Annotated in this window: 20 protein-coding genes; 10 read left to right on the plus strand and 10 right to left on the minus strand. The window is 35.6% G+C overall.

The features are described from left to right. Positions 1–118: 118 nt before the first annotated feature. The gene (locus Q1A47_RS11275) at positions 119–418 is read right to left on the minus strand and encodes a phospholipase (RefSeq protein WP_308036004.1); all 300 of its coding nucleotides are present in this window, start codon (positions 416–418) and stop codon (positions 119–121) included. A gap of 379 nt (positions 419–797) precedes the next feature. After that, the gene (locus Q1A47_RS11280; protein ID WP_166529994.1) at positions 798–1,655 is read right to left on the minus strand and encodes a LysR family transcriptional regulator; all 858 of its coding nucleotides are present in this window, start codon (positions 1,653–1,655) and stop codon (positions 798–800) included. Between the two features lie 113 nt (positions 1,656–1,768). On the opposite strand from Q1A47_RS11280, the gene Q1A47_RS11285 reads away from it, so the two are divergent. From Q1A47_RS11285 to Q1A47_RS11305, 5 genes are all read left to right on the plus strand, one after another. Beyond that, entirely contained in the window at positions 1,769–2,341 is a 573-nt protein-coding gene (locus Q1A47_RS11285; RefSeq protein WP_226983574.1) for a flavodoxin family protein, read from the plus strand. 136 nt (positions 2,342–2,477) lie between these two features. Then, complete coding sequence (locus Q1A47_RS11290) at positions 2,478–2,825, plus strand: hypothetical protein (RefSeq protein WP_121604101.1); 348 nt, start codon at positions 2,478–2,480, stop codon at positions 2,823–2,825. A gap of 678 nt (positions 2,826–3,503) precedes the next feature. After that, positions 3,504–3,830: an antibiotic biosynthesis monooxygenase gene (locus tag Q1A47_RS11295; protein ID WP_121604102.1), complete on the plus strand. Its 327-nt coding sequence runs from the start codon at positions 3,504–3,506 to the stop codon at positions 3,828–3,830. A gap of 624 nt (positions 3,831–4,454) precedes the next feature. Next, positions 4,455–5,093 (plus strand): response regulator transcription factor, encoded by a 639-nt coding sequence (locus tag Q1A47_RS11300; RefSeq protein ID WP_299632225.1) that lies wholly within the window; start codon positions 4,455–4,457, stop codon positions 5,091–5,093. 181 nt (positions 5,094–5,274) lie between these two features. Beyond that, positions 5,275–8,343: an ATP-binding protein gene (locus Q1A47_RS11305; protein ID WP_162986322.1), complete on the plus strand. Its 3,069-nt coding sequence runs from the start codon at positions 5,275–5,277 to the stop codon at positions 8,341–8,343. A gap of 413 nt (positions 8,344–8,756) precedes the next feature. Here Q1A47_RS11305 and Q1A47_RS11310 read toward each other — a convergent pair whose 3' ends face one another. Both Q1A47_RS11310 and Q1A47_RS11315 read right to left on the minus strand, forming a co-directional pair. Next, positions 8,757–9,887 carry a response regulator gene (locus tag Q1A47_RS11310; protein WP_162986323.1) on the minus strand — a complete coding sequence of 377 codons (1,131 nt, stop codon included), beginning with the start codon at positions 9,885–9,887 and terminating at the stop codon, positions 8,757–8,759. Positions 9,888–10,312: 425 nt separating this feature from the next. Then, the gene (locus Q1A47_RS11315) at positions 10,313–11,332 is read right to left on the minus strand and encodes a YeiH family protein (protein ID WP_121604106.1); all 1,020 of its coding nucleotides are present in this window, start codon (positions 11,330–11,332) and stop codon (positions 10,313–10,315) included. A gap of 119 nt (positions 11,333–11,451) precedes the next feature. Here Q1A47_RS11315 and Q1A47_RS11320 point away from each other — a divergent pair, with 119 nt between their 5' ends. Continuing rightward, on the plus strand, positions 11,452–12,342 hold the full coding sequence (locus tag Q1A47_RS11320) for a LysR family transcriptional regulator (RefSeq protein ID WP_026682323.1): 891 nt from the start codon (positions 11,452–11,454) through the stop codon (positions 12,340–12,342). A gap of 135 nt (positions 12,343–12,477) precedes the next feature. On the opposite strand, the gene Q1A47_RS11325 is transcribed toward Q1A47_RS11320, so the two are convergent. After that, positions 12,478–13,203, minus strand: a complete 726-nt coding sequence (locus Q1A47_RS11325) for an N-acetyltransferase (RefSeq protein ID WP_166529993.1) — start codon at positions 13,201–13,203, stop codon at positions 12,478–12,480. 239 nt (positions 13,204–13,442) lie between these two features. On the opposite strand from Q1A47_RS11325, the gene Q1A47_RS11330 reads away from it, so the two are divergent. Then, positions 13,443–14,249: a zinc-dependent metalloprotease gene (locus Q1A47_RS11330; RefSeq protein ID WP_166529992.1), complete on the plus strand. Its 807-nt coding sequence runs from the start codon at positions 13,443–13,445 to the stop codon at positions 14,247–14,249. A 111-nt stretch (positions 14,250–14,360) separates the two neighbouring features. Here Q1A47_RS11330 and Q1A47_RS11335 read toward each other — a convergent pair whose 3' ends face one another. Both Q1A47_RS11335 and Q1A47_RS11340 read right to left on the minus strand, forming a co-directional pair. After that, positions 14,361–15,026 carry a class A sortase gene (locus tag Q1A47_RS11335; protein WP_166529991.1) on the minus strand — a complete coding sequence of 222 codons (666 nt, stop codon included), beginning with the start codon at positions 15,024–15,026 and terminating at the stop codon, positions 14,361–14,363. A gap of 499 nt (positions 15,027–15,525) precedes the next feature. Beyond that, on the minus strand, positions 15,526–17,304 hold the full coding sequence (locus Q1A47_RS11340) for an LPXTG cell wall anchor domain-containing protein (protein WP_166529990.1): 1,779 nt from the start codon (positions 17,302–17,304) through the stop codon (positions 15,526–15,528). 234 nt (positions 17,305–17,538) lie between these two features. On the opposite strand from Q1A47_RS11340, the gene Q1A47_RS11345 reads away from it, so the two are divergent. Beyond that, positions 17,539–17,733, plus strand: coding sequence for a helix-turn-helix domain-containing protein (locus Q1A47_RS11345; protein WP_026682326.1), 195 nt, complete (start codon positions 17,539–17,541; stop codon positions 17,731–17,733). A gap of 464 nt (positions 17,734–18,197) precedes the next feature. Here the strand turns inward: Q1A47_RS11345 and Q1A47_RS11350 are convergent, their stop codons facing one another. Continuing rightward, positions 18,198–18,683, minus strand: coding sequence for a GNAT family N-acetyltransferase (locus Q1A47_RS11350; RefSeq protein WP_026682327.1), 486 nt, complete (start codon positions 18,681–18,683; stop codon positions 18,198–18,200). Positions 18,684–18,886: 203 nt separating this feature from the next. Between Q1A47_RS11350 and Q1A47_RS11355 the strand changes: the two genes are divergently transcribed. Further along, on the plus strand, positions 18,887–19,534 hold the full coding sequence (locus Q1A47_RS11355) for a bifunctional 2-polyprenyl-6-hydroxyphenol methylase/3-demethylubiquinol 3-O-methyltransferase UbiG (RefSeq protein WP_166529989.1): 648 nt from the start codon (positions 18,887–18,889) through the stop codon (positions 19,532–19,534). 129 nt (positions 19,535–19,663) lie between these two features. Here the strand turns inward: Q1A47_RS11355 and Q1A47_RS11360 are convergent, their stop codons facing one another. Continuing rightward, on the minus strand, positions 19,664–20,911 hold the full coding sequence (locus Q1A47_RS11360; protein ID WP_026682329.1) for an AraC family transcriptional regulator: 1,248 nt from the start codon (positions 20,909–20,911) through the stop codon (positions 19,664–19,666). 144 nt (positions 20,912–21,055) lie between these two features. On the opposite strand from Q1A47_RS11360, the gene Q1A47_RS11365 reads away from it, so the two are divergent. Beyond that, positions 21,056–21,814 (plus strand): SDR family NAD(P)-dependent oxidoreductase, encoded by a 759-nt coding sequence (locus Q1A47_RS11365; protein ID WP_166529988.1) that lies wholly within the window; start codon positions 21,056–21,058, stop codon positions 21,812–21,814. Between the two features lie 135 nt (positions 21,815–21,949). Here Q1A47_RS11365 and Q1A47_RS11370 read toward each other — a convergent pair whose 3' ends face one another. Continuing rightward, complete coding sequence (locus Q1A47_RS11370; protein WP_026682331.1) at positions 21,950–22,333, minus strand: YbaN family protein; 384 nt, start codon at positions 22,331–22,333, stop codon at positions 21,950–21,952. Positions 22,334–22,542: the final 209 nt, after the last annotated feature.

Below are 22,542 nucleotides of genomic sequence, written 5' to 3' on the forward strand. Positions count from 1 at the left end.
AATATACATCTAACATTTCAAAATAACTACTTGGCTTAACGCAGTCATTGCACTGATTTTATACTTTCTTAACTTATTAAAATAACCATGAGTTAGAATCTCATGGCTTAACATGTACTTATCTGCGATTTTTAAAACCACAAGTGAATGCCGTTTGTAGTCGCATATATTTGTATAACGTGCGAGCATGTCTCCCTTTCTCTGTCGTTGGGTCTATTTTAGATTGGAGACGCTTCATAAATTCTCGATCACATCTGCATGGATCTCCGTATTTTTGATAGCATTCATCATGGGCTTTGCAGGCTGCATCAACGTCATTTATCGGCTCTCCAGGACCGCTACAGCCAGGACCACACCACCTATACCCTCGCGGAAAACAAAATCTTGGGTGGTGCTTCATTGGTCTAGGTTGCCTCAATGCTTACACCTCCCTCTCAATATCGCTACAATACTATATTCCAATGTTTATAAATTTGTCTATGCATTTCTCCTCTTGTTTTATATCTACTTGGATTTACACTTCCAAAAAATTAACTTCGTGTTCGATTCTGCTTGTCATCGTTGTCATGATTACAATGGACACTTACGTAGACGTTAACGATCCGTATATTGTTCAAAAGTCCACTATATAAAGTAAAACTTCAAGCAGTGGAAATAAGGGCATGACCTAAAAGATCTTTGAACCAATCGGACATTTACCGGCAGTCAGTGCCAGCTACTTACCAATTGGTTTCACTTTATTGTTTGAAGTGGGGAGCTTACTGCCAGTTATGTACGGGATAAAACTACTACAATATCTAAAATTGCTCCCTAATCAACTCCAAAAATGCTTGTAGATTAGGCGATAGCCATTTATTCTTATGGATAGCTGTATATATCCCAATTGTATTCGATGGGCTACGGGATGGCATTTCTACGAGTTTACCTTCCTGTAGTTTTTCTTTTATAGTGAAATAAGGGAGCATTGTATTACCAAGGCCGCATAGTACACATTGTTTAATTGCTTCAATACTTGGTAGCTCCACTTTGGTAACCGAGCTGTTGCCGATCGCTTTTATATGCTGATCAATTATTGGCCGCCAACTACAAGCATATTCCGTTACGAGCATTGTTTCAGCAGTTGATGAAGAGCAATGATCTGTGGGCTGTACTAAAGATAGCTTATCCTCCGCTATTTTATGAATAATTAATTCATCATGAGACCAATTATTCTCCTCCACTAAAACAGCGACATCTATATCTCCTCGTTTCAGCTGTCCTTCCAAGTTGTCATATTGAAGTGATTTTAGCGTTAATTCAACTTTAGGAAATTTTTTTCGAAATGTCATAATCAACGTTGGAAGCCAATAAATCATGAGAGACTCACTTGCACCAATTGTTAATGGACCAGCTGGCTCACTACTAGAATGAATCGCAGCCTTGGATTTGGAGTAAAGTTGAATAATCTCTGTTGCGTAAGGTAGAAAGTTTTTTCCAGCCTGTGTGAGAACGACCTTTTTTCCCATACGATCAAATAGTGGATGTCCCAATTCCTTTTCCAAATCCTTTATATGTGCTGTAATCGATGATTGCGCATATCCTAATGTCTCTGCAGCTTTCTTAAATCCACCAACATCGACAATCGTTTTAAACGTAATAAGCTGACGTAGTTCCATACTTCTCTTCCTTTATATCAATTTTATTGAACTAAATGTTCAAATATATCTATTTTACTGAATTATGTAATTAGTATATGCTATTTATAGCATCATTACAAAGGAGAGGAAAAATGATGAAAATCATGACACTTTTAGGTAGTTCAAGGAAAGACGGCAATACAGCTTACCTTACAGATAAAGCTTTAGACGGCATCGAACATAAGCGTGTGTTCTTACTAGATAAACAGCTAAATCCGATCATCGACCAACGACATGATAAAGATGGATTTGAAACAGTAGATGATGATTATGAAGCGCTCTTTTTTGAATTCTTGAAGTATGATACGTACTTCTTTGTTACGCCAGTATATTGGTTTGGAATGTCTGGTCAAATGAAAATATTCTTCGATCGCTGGAGTCAATACATGAAGGATAAGCGAATTGATTTTTGGGAAGCATTCCGTGGAAAAAAAGCCTATGTTATTGTCACAGGTGAAAAACCAGACCCCAAAACGGCGGCATTACCTCTTATTCAGCAATTCAATTATATTTTTCAATATATGGATATGGAATTTGTCGACTATGTCATTGGTAAAGGAAATAAGCCAAATGATATTCTATCAGATGGTTACGCTCTTGAAAAAATGAAGCTGTGGAACAGTGAAATTAAAACACAATTGAAACCCACTACTGTTATCAATTGATTCCACAAACAGCAGGTTCTCTGCTTGGCCACCTCTATTGCTAAAGAACAAATATGACAAACATCCATTTGTAAACAATTGCACATTTTTCGTCACAGATGAATAACATATGGGTGAACATAAGGAGGTCGATGGGATGAACCATTCGCATTATCATATGGAAAGTAGCCACGCTGACTATCAGCCAATGCATGAGAACAACTGGAACGTAAAACAACAGGTAGATATGAAGGATTTTTGTAAACAACAGTTATATCAATATATTCAGATTGAAGTAAATGACGGAAGTACCTATATAGGTATTTTACACAGTTTCGATGACAATCAATTATATTTATTAATTCCTACTCCTGATCAAGATACAAATCGAAATGACGCTAATGACCAGCGATTGTTTCCCTTCTTCGGGCCATTCGGTCTATTTGGTTTTCCATTCTATGGAATAAGGAGGTTTGGTCCATACCGCCCATATTGGTGGTGGTAGAGATGCTACGACAAACGTATTTTAGGTAAAGCACAAGCCGAACTATTATTATTTGAATCATTCGGCTTGTGCTTTACCAGTCTCATGTTAGTAGAGGAACAACACGTAGACTCCTAGGTGAAAAAGCCTTGGTAAGATATCACGTTGTTATACTGCTAATCAGTTGTCGCCAAAAGGAAGTATTTACCGGAACACTAATGATTCCCCACCATCATTTCCCATAGACTAACTTACTTTCTTGTTATTTTTTGTCTGTACAGGCGTGCGTCTCCGTTAAGCATGAACTTTTTTTAAATAGAACAAACAGTAAATGAAAATTCAATCCGTGGGTGGTTTATCCCCACGGATTGGTAGGTGAACCAATCGGACATTTACTGGCAGTTTAAACCATACTTATCCTTATGATTTCACTTTATTTCTGAAAGTGCGTTCTTACTGCCAGTTATATGCGGGATAAAGTAAAACTTCAATCCGTGGGTGGGTTATCCCCACGGATTGGTAGGTGAACCAATCGGACATTTACTGGCAGTTTAAACCATACTTATCCTTATGGTTTCACTTTATTTCTGAAAGTGCGTTCTTACTGCCAGTTATATGCGGGATAAATTTGTTATTATGCTATTATTCAACCGTGTATAAACATATAATAAGGTAATTAACTATCTGGGAGGTATGTCCATGTCTGATATAGCCAAAACACCTAAACCACCATATTACGCAGCTATTTTCACATCAAAACGTACGGAGAATGATAACGGTTATAATAAAATGGCTGAAAAAATGGTAGAATTAGCCGCTAAGCAAGAAGGTTTTCTAGGGGTTGAGAGCGTTCGCGAGAAAGGACTTGGTATTACGATATCCTATTGGAATTCGCTAGAGGCAATTCATCATTGGAAGCAACATGCTGTTCACCAAGCTGCTCAAAGGAAAGGCAGGGATGAATGGTATCGTACATATGCTGTACGCATCTGCAAAGTAGAAAGCGAAAGCGTTTTTGACATGTAAGGTCTCGAGTTTTATAAGTGGCTGGGTCAAAACACAACTTCATTACTCAAAATACGAATAATCATGTTATCGATAGGAGTATCATCGCCGCACCATGAAAATATACTCGCTTTCCGCGGGCACGGCCTGAGCTAACTTGGTAAAGAAAAACACGTTACCAAGTTAGCTCAGGCCGTGCTGTTCCCGTTAGATAAGGAAGGCTTCGGCAGCAATACATCGCACGCAGAAAAAGCGTTCTTCTTTTTCAAGGAGTCTCGCATATTTCAGGTGCTATATTAATTATTTTAATAAAAAAACGAACTATAATTAATTTCATATTTTAAAGTCTTATATTCGGTATCATCTTTCCCTATTATTTCTGTTGATATATTGTAGCTTAGCTGATTCCCAATATCATCAAACACCCCTTATTTAAAGTAATTTCTTAGTTACTAGCCTAAACTTCATATCAATGCCTCCGTACTTTGCCACCATTGATTCTAAACTGTTCGTAAAAAAATAGATGTAGAGAATATGTTTAGAAACATACCTTATGTTTAGTTTATAGAAATAATTAATTATCTATCTTGATATTTCACTTTTTGGAGATGTTGCAAATGATTAGGATATTGTATGTTGATTATGATGAAATTTTTTAGTAACGGTCTAAGACTAATTATAGAAAAAGAAGCGGATATGAAATTATTGGGAACAACGCTTAATAAGAATCAACTATTTAAAACAGCAAAAGAACGAAAACCAGATGTTATTATATTCAATACTAAAGTGAAGAATATCAATGTTATCCAAACAACGATTGCTTTAAAACGTATAGTTAATCATATTAAGATTATCTATATGATGCAAGATTGTCATCAAGACTTAGTACTTAGAGGACTAGAAGAAGGGGTCAATGGTTTTATACTAAACAATATTAATAGTAGAAATTTTATTAATAGTATACGAAATGTCTACCATAGTCATTATATTTTATCCGGGGAGATACCTAAGCTCATCCTGAATCATATTCAAATAATTCAATTACAAGATAAACAGAGAATGAAATTTAGGTTACTGCAGCGAGGAATAGTTGTTACGTTACGTGAGCTAGATATTCTCTATCTTTTATACAAAGAGTATAACAATAAAGAAATTGCCATTACGCTACATTTAAGTGAAAAGACTATAAGGGATTATGTAAGTCATGCATATAAAAAAATTGGGATCAACAAACGAAATAAAGTCATTAAATTTTCAAAAAATGTCATGAATAAGAGTTATTGATTGTAATATATTGCTCTCTACAATGACAAGCGTTTCTATATCGTAGATGTAACTATATTCAAATTTTTGAAACAATGTTCAATATTATCAATTTAACAATTGACGGTATAATAAATGAAATCTACCACCATAATCATTGATTACAAATTATGTATTCATTGATTTTTAGAGGATGAAAAACATGAACCCGTTAACCAATAGAAAGATTTTTCTAATCATTAGTCTATTACTCCTAACGCTAAACAGTATTCGAATTATCTGGATTACTTATCATAAAACACCAGACCATCCACATGCCAAGGATGGGGTAATAGATTTTCAAAATTGGAAGTTTACGAATTATCATTTGATTACCCTTGATGGAGAATGGGAATTTTATCCAAATCAATTTCTAACCCCTAGCTCTTTTGACAAACGTGCTAAAGCGGTTAACCATTTTATTACTGTTCCTGAAAAGTCGCAAAATAGTGTAGACAAGCGATCCCCATATGGTTACGGCACATATCGTCTACAGGTTTTACTCCCTAAAAGTAAAGAAAAACTCTATGGTGTGCAAATACAACGAATTGCATCAGCTTTCGACATTTACATCAGTGGTAAACTCATTGGAGGCTCGGGGAAGCCAGCAAAATATCCAAACCAATACAAACCTGAATCACTCCCCTTTTCCACTTTCTTTCAAACAGAAGCAAATACTATGGAAATTATCATACATGTAGCAAACTATGACTATCATTCTGGTGGAATCATAAAACCTATCAAATTTGGAACGGCACAAGCGATTAATCATGAAACGAATTCCTTAAAAAACCTGGAAGTTATGACCTTCATTATTTTACTTTTACACTGTGTATATGCATTTATTCTTTATATAATTGGAAATAGAAAAACAGAGTTAGTTTATTTTTCTCTAGTTCTTATTTCTTCCATGTTTGCAACCTTATTAGATGATAGTAAGCTATTACTTCATTGGTTGCCAATAAATTATGAATGGTCGATAAAGCTTAATTATATACCTTATATTTATATAAATCTTTTTGCTCTTCTATTTATTAAGCAAGTACTTTTCAACTCAAAACAAGTACTACTCTCACGTTGGATTTTAATATTATTCTGTGTTTTGTCAATTGTGCTTTTAGTATCCCCTTTTCCATATACTTTTTATATTGGACGAATCACATTAAAACTAAGCTATATTCCTTATATATATACAATCGTTTTAATTTGGAAGTCGATACGTAACGGGAAAAGAGATGCCATCTACTTATTATTATCAGTAATAAGTATGGTTAATAGTACGGTGTGGGGAGCAATAAAGGGAAAATGGCTGGAGTTAACCTATTATCCGTTTGATATCATCATTGCAGTGATTTTATTTGCTTGTTATCTATTTCGACTCCATTTGCATATTGCGAAGCAAAATGAACGTCAAGCCATAGAATTAAAAAGGGTGGATAAGATAAAAGATGAGTTTTTAGCAAATGCAGCTCATGAATTACGGAATCCACTTCATGGTATCATCAACATCGCGGAAACGATACTAACTTCAGGCTCTTTTTCCATAAAAGACAAGGAACACTTACAACTATTAGTTATGATAGGTCGTCGCATGTCCTACACATTGAATGACATCCTTGATATAACACGTTTGAAGGAACCAAACGTACAATTACAAAAACAGCGCGTTCATGTACAAACTATTACAAATGGTGTGGTAGATATGCTCCAATTTATGACCCAACGGAAACCAATAACTTTTAAGGTTGTTATACCAGAATCGTTCCCTTACGTATTTGCTGATGAAAATCGTTTGATCCAAATATTATTTAATCTGCTTCACAATGCGGTTAAATATTCAGATGAAGGGACAATTACCGTCACTGCGAGTAGAAAGAATCACATGGCAATTATTCATATAACAGATACAGGACGGGGAATGGATAATCGTACGTTACAAAAAATCTTTCTACCGTATGAACAGGAAAACACAGATACGAATTCAGGTATTGGAGGAATTGGACTTGGGTTAAGCATATGCAAACAGCTAATTGAGCTACACGGCGGATCAATCCATGTCGAGTCTACGCCTGGTAAAGGTTCTATATTTTCTTTCACATTACCAATAGCTAAAAATACTGATCATAAAAAAGGAGAATCAGAAGTTGCTACAACCATTCATTCCCCTTCAGATACGTTAAAACCATTGGGAGACTTAAAGTCAGAAACACCTGAATTCTCTCCCTTAGAGGAGGAAGGGGATAATAAACAAAGAATTATTCTCGTCGATGACGACCCGATTAATTTACAAATCTTAACGAAAATGCTTAGTTCAGAGTTTTATATTTCGACAGCAAATTCTGGAAAGGAGGCATTAACGTTGCTTCACCAACGGGAGTGGGATTTAATCATTTCCGATGTTATGATGCCAAATATGTCTGGATACGAATTGACCAGACATATCCGTAAACAATATTCTATTTCAGAATTACCCATTCTACTACTTACTGCACGTAACGAATCAGAAGATATACACACTGCCTTTCTTTCAGGTGCAAACGATTATGTAATAAAGCCGGCAGAATCCTTAGAGCTAAAGTCACGTGTTCGAGCTTTAACGAACCTAAGAACATCTATTAAAAAACATCTTCAGATAGAAGCTGCATGGTTACAAGCGCAAATACAGCCGCACTTCTTATTTAATACGTTAAATACGATTGCATCATTAAGTGAAATTGATACGAAAAGAATGATCCACCTGCTTAATGAATTCGGAAATTACTTACAAAGAAGCTTTGATGGAAAAAACACAGAGACAACTATTCCGTTAGCAGATGAGCTTGATTTGATTCGCTCCTATTTATATATAGAGAAGGAACGATTTGGCGACAGAATAAATGTAGATTGGGATCTTGAGGAGAACAATAGCCTGATGATACCACCAATGGCTATTCAAACACTCGTTGAGAATGCGATCCATCATGGCATACTAAAACGGACTCAGGGTGGTAATGTTCGCATACAACTTATAAATCATGATGCTTTTTTTAAAGTAACTATTGCAGATGATGGTATAGGTATGGAAAAATGGAAGGCTGACAAGATTCTTAATAACCACCTTAGCACTAGTGGGGTTGGATTAGCTAATACGAATCATCGATTAATCAAAGCGTATGGACAAGGATTAGACATTACAAGCATTCCAGATAAAGGAACCACCGTAAGCTTCTGCGTACCGAAAACTCAGCCGTAAATGAGATTTGTCTCCTATTAGTCAATTGGATCGATAATCAGACCATTTCGATCACTTTATTAATTTGTAGAATACGACTGTATAATGGTTTTAGGTTATCTTGTATATATGAGAAAAACCTGATGTAATTTGGATCAATCACATCAGGTTTTTTGCGCCGTATTCGTTACACTATATCACCCTATCATTCGATTTTTTTCTTCTCAACTAGAAGAGAACGCCAATGCCTGTAAAGAAGAGATTAAAACAAATATTTTTTATCATTCTGAAGGATTAATAAAGCTCATTTAATCCTTATATAACTATATACAACATTGTTCTGAACAGAAGTTTAAATACCTCGCAACCATTTTGTCAGTAATCCGTCTATCAGTAGCGATAATTAATCCTTTAAGCAATAGCATACAAGAAATTTACTTACTAACTTTCTTCCAATGATTGTACCATTGAATGGTTTCAAGACTTGGCGTTATGTTTAATTCAACTAACATATCCCTGTTTAACTGGTCAAATTGTTGGTCAACTAATTTAGGATTACCCTCCATAGCATATAATTTCATTAAGGCTACGTAAGCTTCTTCCGTACCTGGCTGTTGATTACATATATTGGTATACCAATGTATTGCTTTTTTTATATCTCCTTTTTTCTGATAAAGTTCAGCTAATTGAAACGAAAAATCAAGCCAAGTTTGCTCAAGTCGATGTCGTTCAGCCTCCGCCCACCAATAATCATATTCCTGAAGATAGGCACCTGTGTATACATTCATAATCTCCTCATATTCTTCAACCGCTTCCAAAATAAGCGGCTGTGCTGAATTAAGCCTTCTTTCCCATTCCTCAACATCAATTGTTACATCCTCTGTACGAAGAATATACCCTTCTTTCGTACTCTGGATATAAAAATGGTGGCTATACCTTTTTAACGTTTTACGCATATTATATACCGTCGTATACAACAGGGGGTATATTTTATCTAAATCACAATCGTTCCAAAATAGATCAATTAAGACTGATTTCCGAACAGGCTGTTCTCTATTTTGCAATAAATAGAGAAATAGCTCTTGTGCTCGGGCTGTCCGCCAACTTAAAGTTTCAGCTTTACCTGCTTCGTTTACAATTGTTAGCTGTCTACAAACATTTACTTGAATCTTACTCTTTTCGCCTGGAGACTCCTGTTGAGGCATAGCAAGACGTGCATTTATACGTGATACAGTTTTATGTAATCGATCCAGTTGTAAAGGTTTGACAACATAATCTAATGCGTTAATTTCAAAAGCATGTACAGCATATTGATCATAGATGGTTACAAAAACGATCGTTATATTTGGCTTGCTTTCCATTATTTGCTCAGCTAGCTGCAAACCATTTATCTCTGGTAAATGAATATCTAAAAAGACGACATCGACATGAGATCGTAAAATGCAATTCTTTGCTTGAAGAGGATCAATGAATTTATCAATAATTTGTACATTACCTATCTGATGAAGCTTCCGCTCTAGGAAATCTAATGCCAGCTGTTCATCATCGACGAGAATAGCTTTCAAAAAAAGACCTCCTTTTTCAGCCCTTTTTTTATATCTTCCGCTAACGAATAACATCCGTCAATATTTCCTGTCACCCAAGTGTGAAAATGAATCTTAATACCTACAAATCAACTTAGCAAGATAAAAAAGATAGTATTTAAGCAATAGCTCATTTATACCTTTCACTGCTAAAAAACCATTTATATCCTAAATATCTACATAATACTTTAATCCATGAGGGTCATTAATAATAGAAATCAGGTGCGTTTTAATATATCCACAGGGGGATAAAAAATGGTAACTGCTACTTTTTTAATAACACTTCACGATAATTTTAAGAGACTCAAATAACCGATATAAATCGCTAGACAAACGATATTATATCGGTATTCGAAAACTATGATAATTACATTTACACACATTATATTATTAAAAAACGATTTGGCTTAATTTATAGAGAATAACACTACAAGTGTATACCCTAAAACAGCTAAAATAACCGAACCAATGATTCCCGCAGCAAATGATTTCATACCTAATTTGCGGAAGGTTTTTATATCGACATTTAAACCGAGACCTGCCATTGCCATAGCAATAAGCAAGTAAGCGATATTAACAATTACTCCTGCAACCTCCTCGGATACAATCCCAAGGGTATTAAATCCGCTCATTGCAATAAATCCTATAATAAACCAAGGAATGATAGACATGGATAGCCTGCTTTCTGTTTGCCCACTACCTCGCTGAAAGAGATAACCAATGATGATAGCTACTGGCACTAGTAATGCCACCCGTGTTAATTTGACAATAACGGCTAAATCTACGGCATCATTCCCTCCAGCCGTAGCTGCTGCCACCACATGAGCTACTTCATGCAGTGTTGCCCCAGTGAATACACCGTAACCAGCTGGTGATAAATGTAAAGCTGTATATAAAACCGTATAAATTAATGTAAAAATCGTTCCTAATACAGCAACAGTGGCAGCACCTACTGCTGTTTCATCATCCTTCGCTTTTACTTGTGGCGCGATAGCTACAACAGCAGCCGCACCGCAAATAGCTGTTCCACATGCCGTTAAGATTCCAAGTCGTTTGCCTACACCAAACCATTTTGTTAACCCATAAACAATAAATAAAGTTACTACCAGACATATAGCAGCAATTAGAAATACGCCAATACCCGCGTTATAAATATCGGCTAAGTTTAACCGCATTCCTAATAAGATAATGCCAAAGCGCAATAATTTCTTATTCGAGAATGTCACCCCAGCCTGTAAATTTTCCCGAACACCGATAGTCGCTTTCCATACCATTCCGATAATAATTGCGATAACTAACTGTCCCATAATTGATAAGAATGGTAGCTGAGCAACATACTTTGCAATAATAGCGATAAGTAATGTAATACCTACCCCTTTCACAAAGGCATACTTATCTGCCTGATGGTTACCAATTGCTTTCCCCATTACCGACACTTCCTTTAAGTGGTTTCTACTTAAACTTTACCGAAAGTATTATTATTAGTAAAATACATATATATAATTATAACTATTAGTAATATTAATAATAAGGGGAGAAGTTTAACTTGTACTATGATGCATTGCGCACCTATGTCGCGTTAGTAGAGGAAAGGAATTTTACGAAGACAGCTGAGAAATTACATATATCACAACCTAGTGTCAGCCTGCATATAAAAAATTTAGAGAAAGAGTTCGGTACAGAATTAATCATACGTTCACCTAAATCCATGCAAATTTCGCCCACTGGAGAGGTGCTATACCACCGTGCTAAACAAATTCTAACAATCTACGAACAGACAAAGCAGGATATCATGGAACATCACCAGACTATTAAAGGCAATTTAAAAATTGGCGCCAGCTTCACCATTGGAGAATATATCATTCCCGATTTACTCGTTGAGCTTCAAGATAAATACCCTGAGCTTACTCTCGAAGTAGTCATTGGCAACACAGAAGAAATTGTCCAGCGAGTACGACTATTCCAGGTTGATATCGGTTTAATTGAAGGGCAGACGAATGATAAAGAGCTTTCTGTTTATCCATTTATGCAGGATGAATTATATGTTCTAGCTGCGACCAACCATCCACTAGCAAAGAAAGCTACCATCACGATGAAGGAACTGCATAATCAAGCCTGGGTGACCCGAGAAGAAGGCTCTGGTACAAGGGAATACCTTAATCATGTCATTCGTTCAAATGGGGTAAAAGCGAAATCGATACTTACAATAAGTAGTAATCAAGGGGTTAAAGAAAGTGTTATCAAAGGAATGGGGCTATCGCTGCTTTCGCATAGCGTAATAGAGCGAGATGTTCAACAGAACCAACTCGCTATTCTCCGACTAAACAACACAACCTTCAATCGAACATTCTCCTACGTTTATTCACCAATCATGAAAAGTAAAAAAAACGTGGAAGCATTTATCGAAGCATTAAAACAAAAATGGCCGTATACGTGAACCTTCCATCAGTGAGGTAATTTCGATCATCCCTCACTGATGGTGCATGTTCTACTATCATTACTACCCACTTTGCATAAGCTTCGATTAATCAACCATACAAATCCAGGTAGCAGCCTTTGCTGAAAAGCGATGCTACTCAGCATTTATTTTATTCTCCAATCGATAAATACCTTTTCGATCTCTAAGCATACAGCCATTTCGTTTAAAGATTGCTATCATGTTCGTATTAGCTTCATCTGTACTACCAACATAATACGTAGCATGGAATAGTTTTAACAATGATAGAGTATGAAGATGTAGTTTAGCACCATAGCCTTTTCCCCTCCATTCTGGTACAACACCAAAGTAAAACATCCTCCCTTCATCAGTTGTACCCATCTCAATGTGAGGAATAGCTATACCAAGTTTTTCATTATTAGACGTAAAATAAAAACAGTGATCACGCCAATGAGCTCCCAATTCATGGTGTAAGGATTGCATGATCTGTTCAATCGTCTGCTGTTTGTTTTTATTCGCCGAGCCTGACCGACAAGCTTGATAAAGGCTAGCAAAAACTTGATCACTCATATTACTCTCTGATAGCGAATAAGCTTGTATCTCACCATCTAAAATCGGAATGTCCTCCAACGTTCTTGTATACTCGACAATTGTGGAGATTTTCGTAAAGCCAAGCTGCTTTAATTCTTGCTCGTGCACTTCATCCATCAGTACGGAAATATAACCAATGTTTCCCTCCTGCCATTCTCCTAATAGCTTTTGAAACATTTCCATATAAGCTTCTGTGGATATACCTTCCTGTTTGACTTGATCAACAAGCCAATATTCTTTTTCATTTTTAATTGTATTATACAAATTCATCTGCTTATCTCCCCAATATAATTTTTCACGATCATTGTAATAATGACGTAAATCAATATGCACTACTAGACTAGTTTCATTTACTAAAATTATCTATTAAACTACCACTATTATTCTAGTCCTTATACCTAAAAACAGCCATTTTTTAGGTAATAATTCCTGTTTTTACAATAATTAGAAGGATATTACGAATATTTCACGAAATCAGAAAATAACAACCAAAAAGGGAGAGGATATACATGAAAAGAATTTCTTCTATTGCACTTATTCTTATCTTAACACTTTTGGCAATACCCACTACAGGATTAGCTGATCAGCATCAACACCATGACCAGCCAGCAGCAACATCTACTTACGTTGAAACACTACCAAAAGCGAAAGAATTTGCACCAGAACAAGGGCCAGCCAAAATTGAACAATCAACTAAAGTGAACGTATTAGATGAAAACGGTAATGTGAAAAAGGTCAAAACAACGAAGAAAACTACCTCTACAAACAAGTATAAAGAGAGGGGAGAGTTACAACCACAGGCAACAAAGACAGTAACTGTACTTGCAGTAGCCGATGAGGAGTACCGAGCAGCCTATAGCGATTGGCAAGATCGTGTCCAACAAATTATAGAGAATACAGATGATGCATTTATTCGTGATCATGGAATTGACTTTGAAGTACAAGCGGTAGCAAGCTGGACATCACAAGGTGGAAGTAGCGAACAAATTTTGGCGGATTTACAAAGAGACTGGTCTAACGAACCTTATGATTTTGTAACTGGATTTACTAAAGATGCAAACTTTGATGCGGGAGGAATTGCATACGTATATAATTCAGCTCCAGGAACAGCATATAGTGTTAACTTAGATCAAGGAATAACGAACACTTCAAAAGCTGCACAGCATGAGTTTTCCCACAACTATGGACTAGGCCATGACCCGCAGGGCAGTGGAATACGCTGTATTATGAACTATGATTACGCATATTCCGTCGACTATTGGCACCCAGAGCACCATGCACAAATTCAAAATAACAAACAATGGTATGGTCAATAATAACCAAGTTCAAAGAGGGCCGTCCTAGAAGACAGCCCTCTTCTTACTAAATGCTTCCCCTACCTCAATAATGGAGCAGCCTCTTCATGAGCTGAACCCACTTACTTTGTCTTATTTTCTAACGGATTTTAAATCTTTAGTTCCATAATCAAACACTTCAACAAGATCTCCACTAGCTACAACTCTACTTTCTGGTTTACTCGGAATATCGCAAGTGATCAGTGTAATTTCATCTTTTCCATTATCATCGATAATAAAGTAATCTTTTTCATCGACCTTTCTTACACGGTTAATGACATATTTATATACTTTATCTAGATCGGTTACATATATTACATCATGAATAGACAAACGAGCTACATCATGAAATAACAAGCCCTTTTCCTTCATTCGATGCCCTGCCAGTGCATAATTACCTTTTCCCAGATCATCATATTTCTTCATTTCGCCTGCTCCCATTAGAAGATTGTTATTATTAACTGTACTAAAAATGGGAAGTTCTAACTCGGTAGAAGGAATGAACAAATATGCAACTGGGTTCCCTGTATAATTAATATTCTTTAAAACATCATATTCAGACGGTAAGTCAATAATTTCTTCTTCCTTTTGCTTCTTCTCCCTATTATCCTTCAACGTTTCACTATCAGATTTTTTAATTTCTGCAACTACTTTATTAATTTTCTTATTCATTACGTATTCTTTTAGATATGGAGACACAAAAAAAGTTATACCAATTAAAGTAAATAAAATGATTATGAAAACTGTTACCTTTTTCATTTGCTCGATCTACTCCTTAAAAGAAGGCGGAGACAAACGTATCTTAATCTAACAAAGAGCAAACAACTATAAAGTGCAACTTCAACCAGTAGTGGTTTAGTTTATCCCCCACCGATTGTTCGGTCCACAAGGGTATGACCTAAAGGAATTGGAACCAATCGGTCATTTACTGGCAGTCCCCCCCATTTCACTATATTGCTTGAAGTGGGGGGATTACTGACAGTTATATGTGGGATAAATGATGGTTCGTGTAACGAAGCTACTTCGCTTTCCGTTGGGGGGCGGGTTAGCATTCTCGTGCTGACACTATGAGGTCTCGTCGTTGCCTATACTCGTGCAAGACAAGGAAGGCTTCGGCAACGATACATCACATGCAGAAAAAGCGTTCTTCAATTTCAAAGTGTCTACGTACATTCCCCAAATAGCATCATGCATTATTTGCTTTACATTAGACTGTTTTAGTTACTCCCCAACCCTCTTCTTATACAGCTGGAATATCCTAATTTGATTCATTGTTTTCTTTTTTACGTACCAACCTTGCGAGTATAACTGCTGCCGCTAGGAAAAGACTACCTAACATATAATTTATCGTGTTCGTTTTATCTCCTGTTTTTGGTAATTTTTTCGGAGCTTCTTTTGATTGCTGTTCGTTAGTACTTGCTTTCTTAGCATTGTTCTTCATGGTAACGTTTACAGTTTTGCCGTTTTCTTCTATGGCAAACTCGTAAACGGTTTGGTCAATTTCATAACCCTCTGGTGCTTCTACTTCTTGATATGTGTACTTCCCAAAAGGCAAGCCTTCCACCATTGCTAATCCTTGTTTATTCGTTGTTACCGTAGAAATATGATTCCCCTCTACATCTTTAATTTCAAACGTTGCTCCTTCTAGTGGTTCATTAGTCTTTTCATCTACTTTGTTTAGCTCAAAGTTCCCACGGATGATGTCATTTGTTATTTCAGCTGTAACTTCCCCGTTTTCTAAGACCGCAATCTCGTATATATTTTCATCAAGCACATAACCAGCTGGCGCTTCTATCTCTTGGTATGTGTATTTCCCGAAAGTTAAACCTTCTGTTATTGCCAATCCTTGTTTATTCGTTGTCATGGTAGAGACAATATTACCTTTTTCATCCTTTATTTCAAAGGTTGCTCCTTCAAGTGATTCACCTGTCCCGACATCCGTTTTATGAATAACAAGGTCTCCCTTTACAATGTCATAATTGATAGAAACACTTACATTAGCTTCCTTTGTATCTGTTTCCATCCATGTTATTCGTTGTAGCTTTTCTCCATCTACACCCTGTCCACGCTTGTCACTATCTTGGTAGCGTGGTTCATATTTATAGACATTTTCAATATCTGTAGTAGCTTTAAAAGCTAGTTCAATTTTCCCTTTTTCCTCAATATCCTTTGCGTTCAAACGAATCTTAAACGCATTCCCATCTAATATATAATCATCCGTTACAGTATTACCTTCAAGATCAACAAAATATGCGTTGTAAAGGTTTTTCTTTGTAAAAACCACTTTAGCATTTTGATTATTGACTTTTAGCTGTAAAACATCTGATTCGAAATATGTTCCATTCTGTACAAGTTTGTTTGCTTGCCCTTCAAGTTTAATATGTAAATCTTCTTCTGCTGGAACATCAAGTAAATTGTTCTCAATATAATCCACGTGTTTCTCAATAATTTTATATAATTCCTCAGAAATCTCATGATCTATCTCACCACGAGTGTGTTTAATTAAAGAATCGATCGTAATATTTTTACTATTCATATCATGAGAGACAATGTACAGCGCTACTTGAGAAACATAATAACGTTGATCTTCTGTCAGCTTTTTCCCGTTGATTGTATATTCATTCGTAATATCTTGGTCGTTGCCATATGCATAGACCATAGCAGTGTATTCTTCTTTAGTTAAACGTTCAGATGTCTTCTTATACTCGTTTCCTCCATCCTTTTCTAACAATGGAGAATCTAAATCCCAATTCAGGCAATAAACAATAACACCATTTTCATCAACTTTGAAGCGCGTACCCAGAATCGCACCACCAAGTGGATTATTTTCTGTTATTCGATCAACATAGCCAATAGATGGTGGTCTGCCATCATCATATGTAATATTACCTCTGTCTAAACTAAAAAACGTTTTGTATCTCGGAGAATCATTTGCACTAGCAGTATCGATTAAAAAAATAGTGGTATAAAGCAAGCTTAAAATTAATGTGAGAATTACTGTAATTGTAATAAATTTGCTTGATTTTAATACATTCAATTTTTACAATCCCCCTGAGGTGTATTTTTAGCTGCAATCTAAGATAATTACTTAAAATTACCACCTCACTTACCGAAATAAAATTAAACATACTCATTGAAAGTCTGGATTGTCTCATCTATATTTATAGATAAATATAAACAATCAAACCCAACACGACATATAATGTCGTTTATTGCTTACATTTTACCTGACGTTATATGTCGCGTCAATGCGAAAAAGGAGAACACATCTATGAATATTGGAAGTAAATTGAAGAACATCCGAGAAGAAAACAATTTGAAACAAACGGATCTAGCTAAAGTATTAAACGTTAGCACCAGACAAGTTCAACGTTATGAAGCAAACCATAGCATACCTAGTATCCAAAAATTACAATTACTTTCAGAATATTTCAGCGTCAGCATTGACTACTTTACAAAGCAATAACATAAAGTGAAACTTCAATCAGAGGGGATTTTGTTTATCCCCAACTGATTGCTCATACCACAAGGGTATAACCTAATGGCCTTTGAACCCATTGGACATTTACTGAGGAATAGTATTTGGTTTTTATGTTTATTTGTTTTTGTTAGGAAAGATAGCATTTTCTCTATTATGTCGTCTTTTAAAATTTTAATAATGGTTTTTTTGGCTGCCCTAATTTTAGAATTAGAAATAAATAGGTTACCAGTATTGATAACCCATTTATATTAGTATATATCGCAAGCATATATTTTTTGTTTCCCATTTCTTCTAAACAACATCCAGAACTTAAAAACTATTATTCTATGGTTAATTACATCTTCTCCGTAGATAACCATAATCTACGAATCCTTATGCATAAAACCTTCTTCCATAATCCTTCTATTCTATAGGATAATAACGATACATTACTCCAATCACAATCTTCCTTAAACTCGAAAAGTCTGTACGAAGCATACTTCATTATCAATCACTTGCTTCTTTTCTTCAAAGTTGATATTTAGCTTCTGATAAGCCTTTCTCCAAAATGAAACAGCAGGTTTATTCTTAGCTAATTCAGCTACAACGTATTTCCCTCTTTTCTGCTTAAACAGCTCCTTTAATAGCAAAATTGCAATCCCTTGACCTCTAAACTTCCTTAACATAAAAATATCATTAATACTATAATCATAATCTTTTTTTAAAAAAGGCCTTTCTAATAGGAGTAAGAACCCAACAATTTTTTCGCTGTCTTTAAGGAAATATGGTGTTAAGCCATCCGTCTCCCAGATCAAATCAAAAGAATCATATGCAAATGAACCATCTGCCGATATATCTAAATCATTTGTAAAGCTAGAAAGATCATGTAAATAGAGAGAATATAAATTATAAAGAATTTGCTTTTCTTCTTGAGATATTAGGGATAATGACACCAATGTTTTTGCTCCTCTCTTAAGTAATTGTGTTTCTTAGTATTTTCTCACAAAATCATGTTTTTCCTTCTTAAATGTATATTCATACAACCACTCCTCGCTTGAAATTCCGAGAGCCTGTTTTTCATTTTATTAAAGCAATCTCTTTATCTCCTACATATACTGATGAAACGAATGATCATAAATTATAAAGGAGAATTAGACTAGTGGATTATACACACTCTCGATTTTTTCGTATTACTGATCCTTCCTCTCGCGAATTTATCTTTCCACTGCCAAATACTTGGGAAACTAGATTTTATGAATATGAATGGGTAAAACAGTTTGCTCATGAAAAAGATACGGTACTAGATGCAGCATGTGGGATTGCCCATCCATTAAAATTCTATTTAGCAAACGTATGTCGATCCGTCTATGCATGCGATATAGACCAGCGCATTTTATCAAAAGAAGCCATCCTGCATGATGCAGTGTCAACTTATCCGCGGAACGTGGAACAACAGGAGATAGATGCTTTTCTTCAGAATATAGACATCCAATGCTGTTCATTGACCCAGCTTCCCTATGAGGATAAGCTTTTTGATAAGGTCTTCTGCATCTCCGTATTAGAGCACCTAAGCCAAGAAGATAGTATTAAATCCTTTTTAGAACTTAAACGCGTATTAAAGGACGACGGTCAAATGATCTTTACCTTCGATTATCCGACGATCTCCATCGAGACACTTACTAAAATTATCGATATCACCGGGCTAACATTTTATGATTACTATACTTTATCTAAACCTGACGATGCGATTGTTTCTAGAATTTGGCAGGAATTAAATTGCTTTAGAGCCGTATTAAAGAAAGTGTAGCTGTTTTAAATTAGGTTCTCATCATGAACACATGCCATTATTGATTGTTCGTAAATAATGATCTGCTGCCAACTCGATAAAATTGATTCACGGGCAGATCAAAGGCTTATGCACTAATAAAATATCACCCTATTTTCTCCCTTCTTGCGGATGATTATGTTTAAATTGCTTAGGGGTCATCCCAGTATGTTTTTTAAAAACCTTAATAAAATAGCTTTGGTCTGTAAAATTTAGCCAATTGGCTATGTCAGAAATGGCGTAATTAGTTAATATAATTAGTTTTTTCGCTTCGTCGATTCGCTGCTTCTGGATATACGCACGAATCGACATCCCTACTTCCTTTTTAAATATTGACGATAGGTAATTTGAACTTAAATGACAAAGCCTAGACAAATTCACTAGCGAGATATCATTATAAAGATTGTTATAAATATAGTGCAGACAAGCTGTTATTGGTGCAGAATATTTTTGTTTATGTAATTGGTGTACGCGTTTCGTATAATCGTATATAACTTCTTTTACTAAGTTCAATATTTCTTGCAAGCTTCTTAATTCTTCAAGCTGTTGGATATAGAAGTCACTTAAGGTAAAAGCTGTTTCCTCATTTAGTCCTCCCTTTATGGCAGCCCTGCAAATAAGTGCGATTGCTGTTATCATTAAATTTTTCTCACTTTGTAATCGGCTTCGCTTAGACAAAATACCCAACGCCGCTTCTCCGACAATCGAGTAATCGGTGATGTCAGCTAGCTTGTCAATCCGACCATTAGTTATATGTTCCAATAATACGCGCTCGTAGTAAAGGTTAGAATGAAAAATAAAATCCCTTCTACCTTTCGAAAGCTCAAGATCTGCATTTTCTATTTGCATATCTTTTGGTTCCAATATGCTATTTCGTTGTTTAACCAATGTTTTTTCTAATCGCTTTTGATAAATCATATAATAAACTTCTTTGCTAATCGCTAATAATTGCTCCCTCGGTATAACAGCAACAGTTCTGTAATAATCAATCAGGTTTCTTTTATTTTCGTACCCTTTAAAAAGATCCATTATCTGTGTTATTTGTTTTTCGGACATTTCTGTTTCTATGGTAGGACCAACAATAATTTTCCCCAAAGAAACATTCTCCTGATGAACCTTGATCATAAAAAAATGTAAGAAGGAATTGGAAAAAAACAGAGGGAAATCCGCTAGGTTACCTGAACCGCAGAAAATACTTAATTGTTCTTTTATTGGACGATAAAATGGATTTTTTTGTAGTTCTGCTTTCGCAAATTCGTATTCAAGATCCCCGTTTGCATTGACATAATACACTGGTATTCGGTGGGCTTCCGAGATAAGCTGACACGTATATTTCACATGTTCTTTTAAAGATTTCATAATTACTTCCTCATTTCATATGTAAGCGCTTATATTTTTAGTCTTTATAAGAGAAAAATACTATTTTTCTTACGTAAATACAATCTTTGATGATATACATCGTCTAAAATAATAGTTGAAGATCTATTAAAGGGGGAAATAAGGATGGAATTAGCACACAAAGTTGCTGTAATTACTGGTGCTGGCAGTGGTACTGGTAGAGCAAGTAGTCTAAAGCTAGCTAATCACGGTGCAAAGGTTGTACTAGTTGACTTTAACCAAGAAACAGGGAATGAAACCTTAAAACGTGTACAAGAACAAGGTGGAGAAGGTATTTTCGTCCAAGCAGATGTTTCCAAAAACGAAGATGTACAGAATTATGTTAATCAGGCTATGGAAGTATACGGACGTATTGATATATTTTTTAATAATGCAGGGATTATCCAAAAGTTTGCTCCTTTTACAAAGGTAGAAGAAGCAGAGTATGATCGCATTATGTCGGTTAATGTAAAAGGTGTATTTCTCGGATTACAATATGTATTAAAGGTAATGGAAAAACAGGGAAGTGGCTCGATCATTAATACTGCTTCTACAGCTGGAGTTCGTCCAGAGCACAGTGTGGCTGTTTATTCTGCTAGCAAGCATGCCGTCATTGGTCTAACGAAAGGCGCTGCATTAGAATATGCTAATAAAGGAATTCGAATCAATGGTATTTGCCCAGGTGGTGTACAAACAGCGCTAACAGCTAGTGTTGCAGATCAGTTCGAAAAAGATGGTTACGTTCCTGAGGAAATATCAAATATGAGAATGGGGCGTTATGCTGAACCAAATGAGCTTGCCGAAATGGTTACCTTCTTAGCATCTGATAAAGCAAGCTATATGACTGGCTCCATTGTTGTTGTCGATGGTGGATTAACATTATAAGCCTATCTTTAAGGCCTACGACTCTCTCCTTTACGCAAACAGCTTGTACACTAAATCGCTAAAGGAGAGTGTTTTTTTATGGTAAATAGACACTAAAAATTTCTTAAATAAACAACTTGCAGCAACTATAACTATTTAAACAGATTCATGTAGTCTACTTCTATATGTTTTTTGTTTAAGTATAACTCCAGTAAAGAACAACCCTACCAGTAGCAATATGAACTTAATACTAATTAATGGAATAATAAAAATAATGCTATAGGAAAGAGATAGCCACAAGAACAAAATGCTTACTATTTTCACTTTTAATGGTATACCTTTACCTGAACGATAATTTTGGATATAAGGTCCAAAAAGCCTGTTCGCCAATAGCCAATGATACAATTTCAGTGAACCTTTAGCGTAGCATGCTGCAGATAGTAAAAGGAATGGGGTTGTTGGAAGAATTGGAACAACAATGCCTAACACCCCTAATCCGAGTGAAAAAGTTCCACATATAGTAAGCAATAATTTTGTCATGTTTACACCAACTTATAATTATTCGTAGATATGAACTAGTTATCCTAGTAACTTAACATTCAACATCCATCAGAGGGGGAGCCTCTACCAATGGCTAGTTAAACTAATCGAGCTCTTATGGGCAATTAATCCCTCCACATTCAGGTAGTTAACGATGCGATTTCTTTTAAACTGTTAAGTCAGCTTAAAAGATGAAGGGAATAAAATCC

The sequence above is a fragment of the uncultured Virgibacillus sp. genome (assembly GCF_947495635.1).
Classification (GTDB): Bacteria; Bacillota; Bacilli; order Bacillales; family Amphibacillaceae; genus Virgibacillus; species Virgibacillus salarius.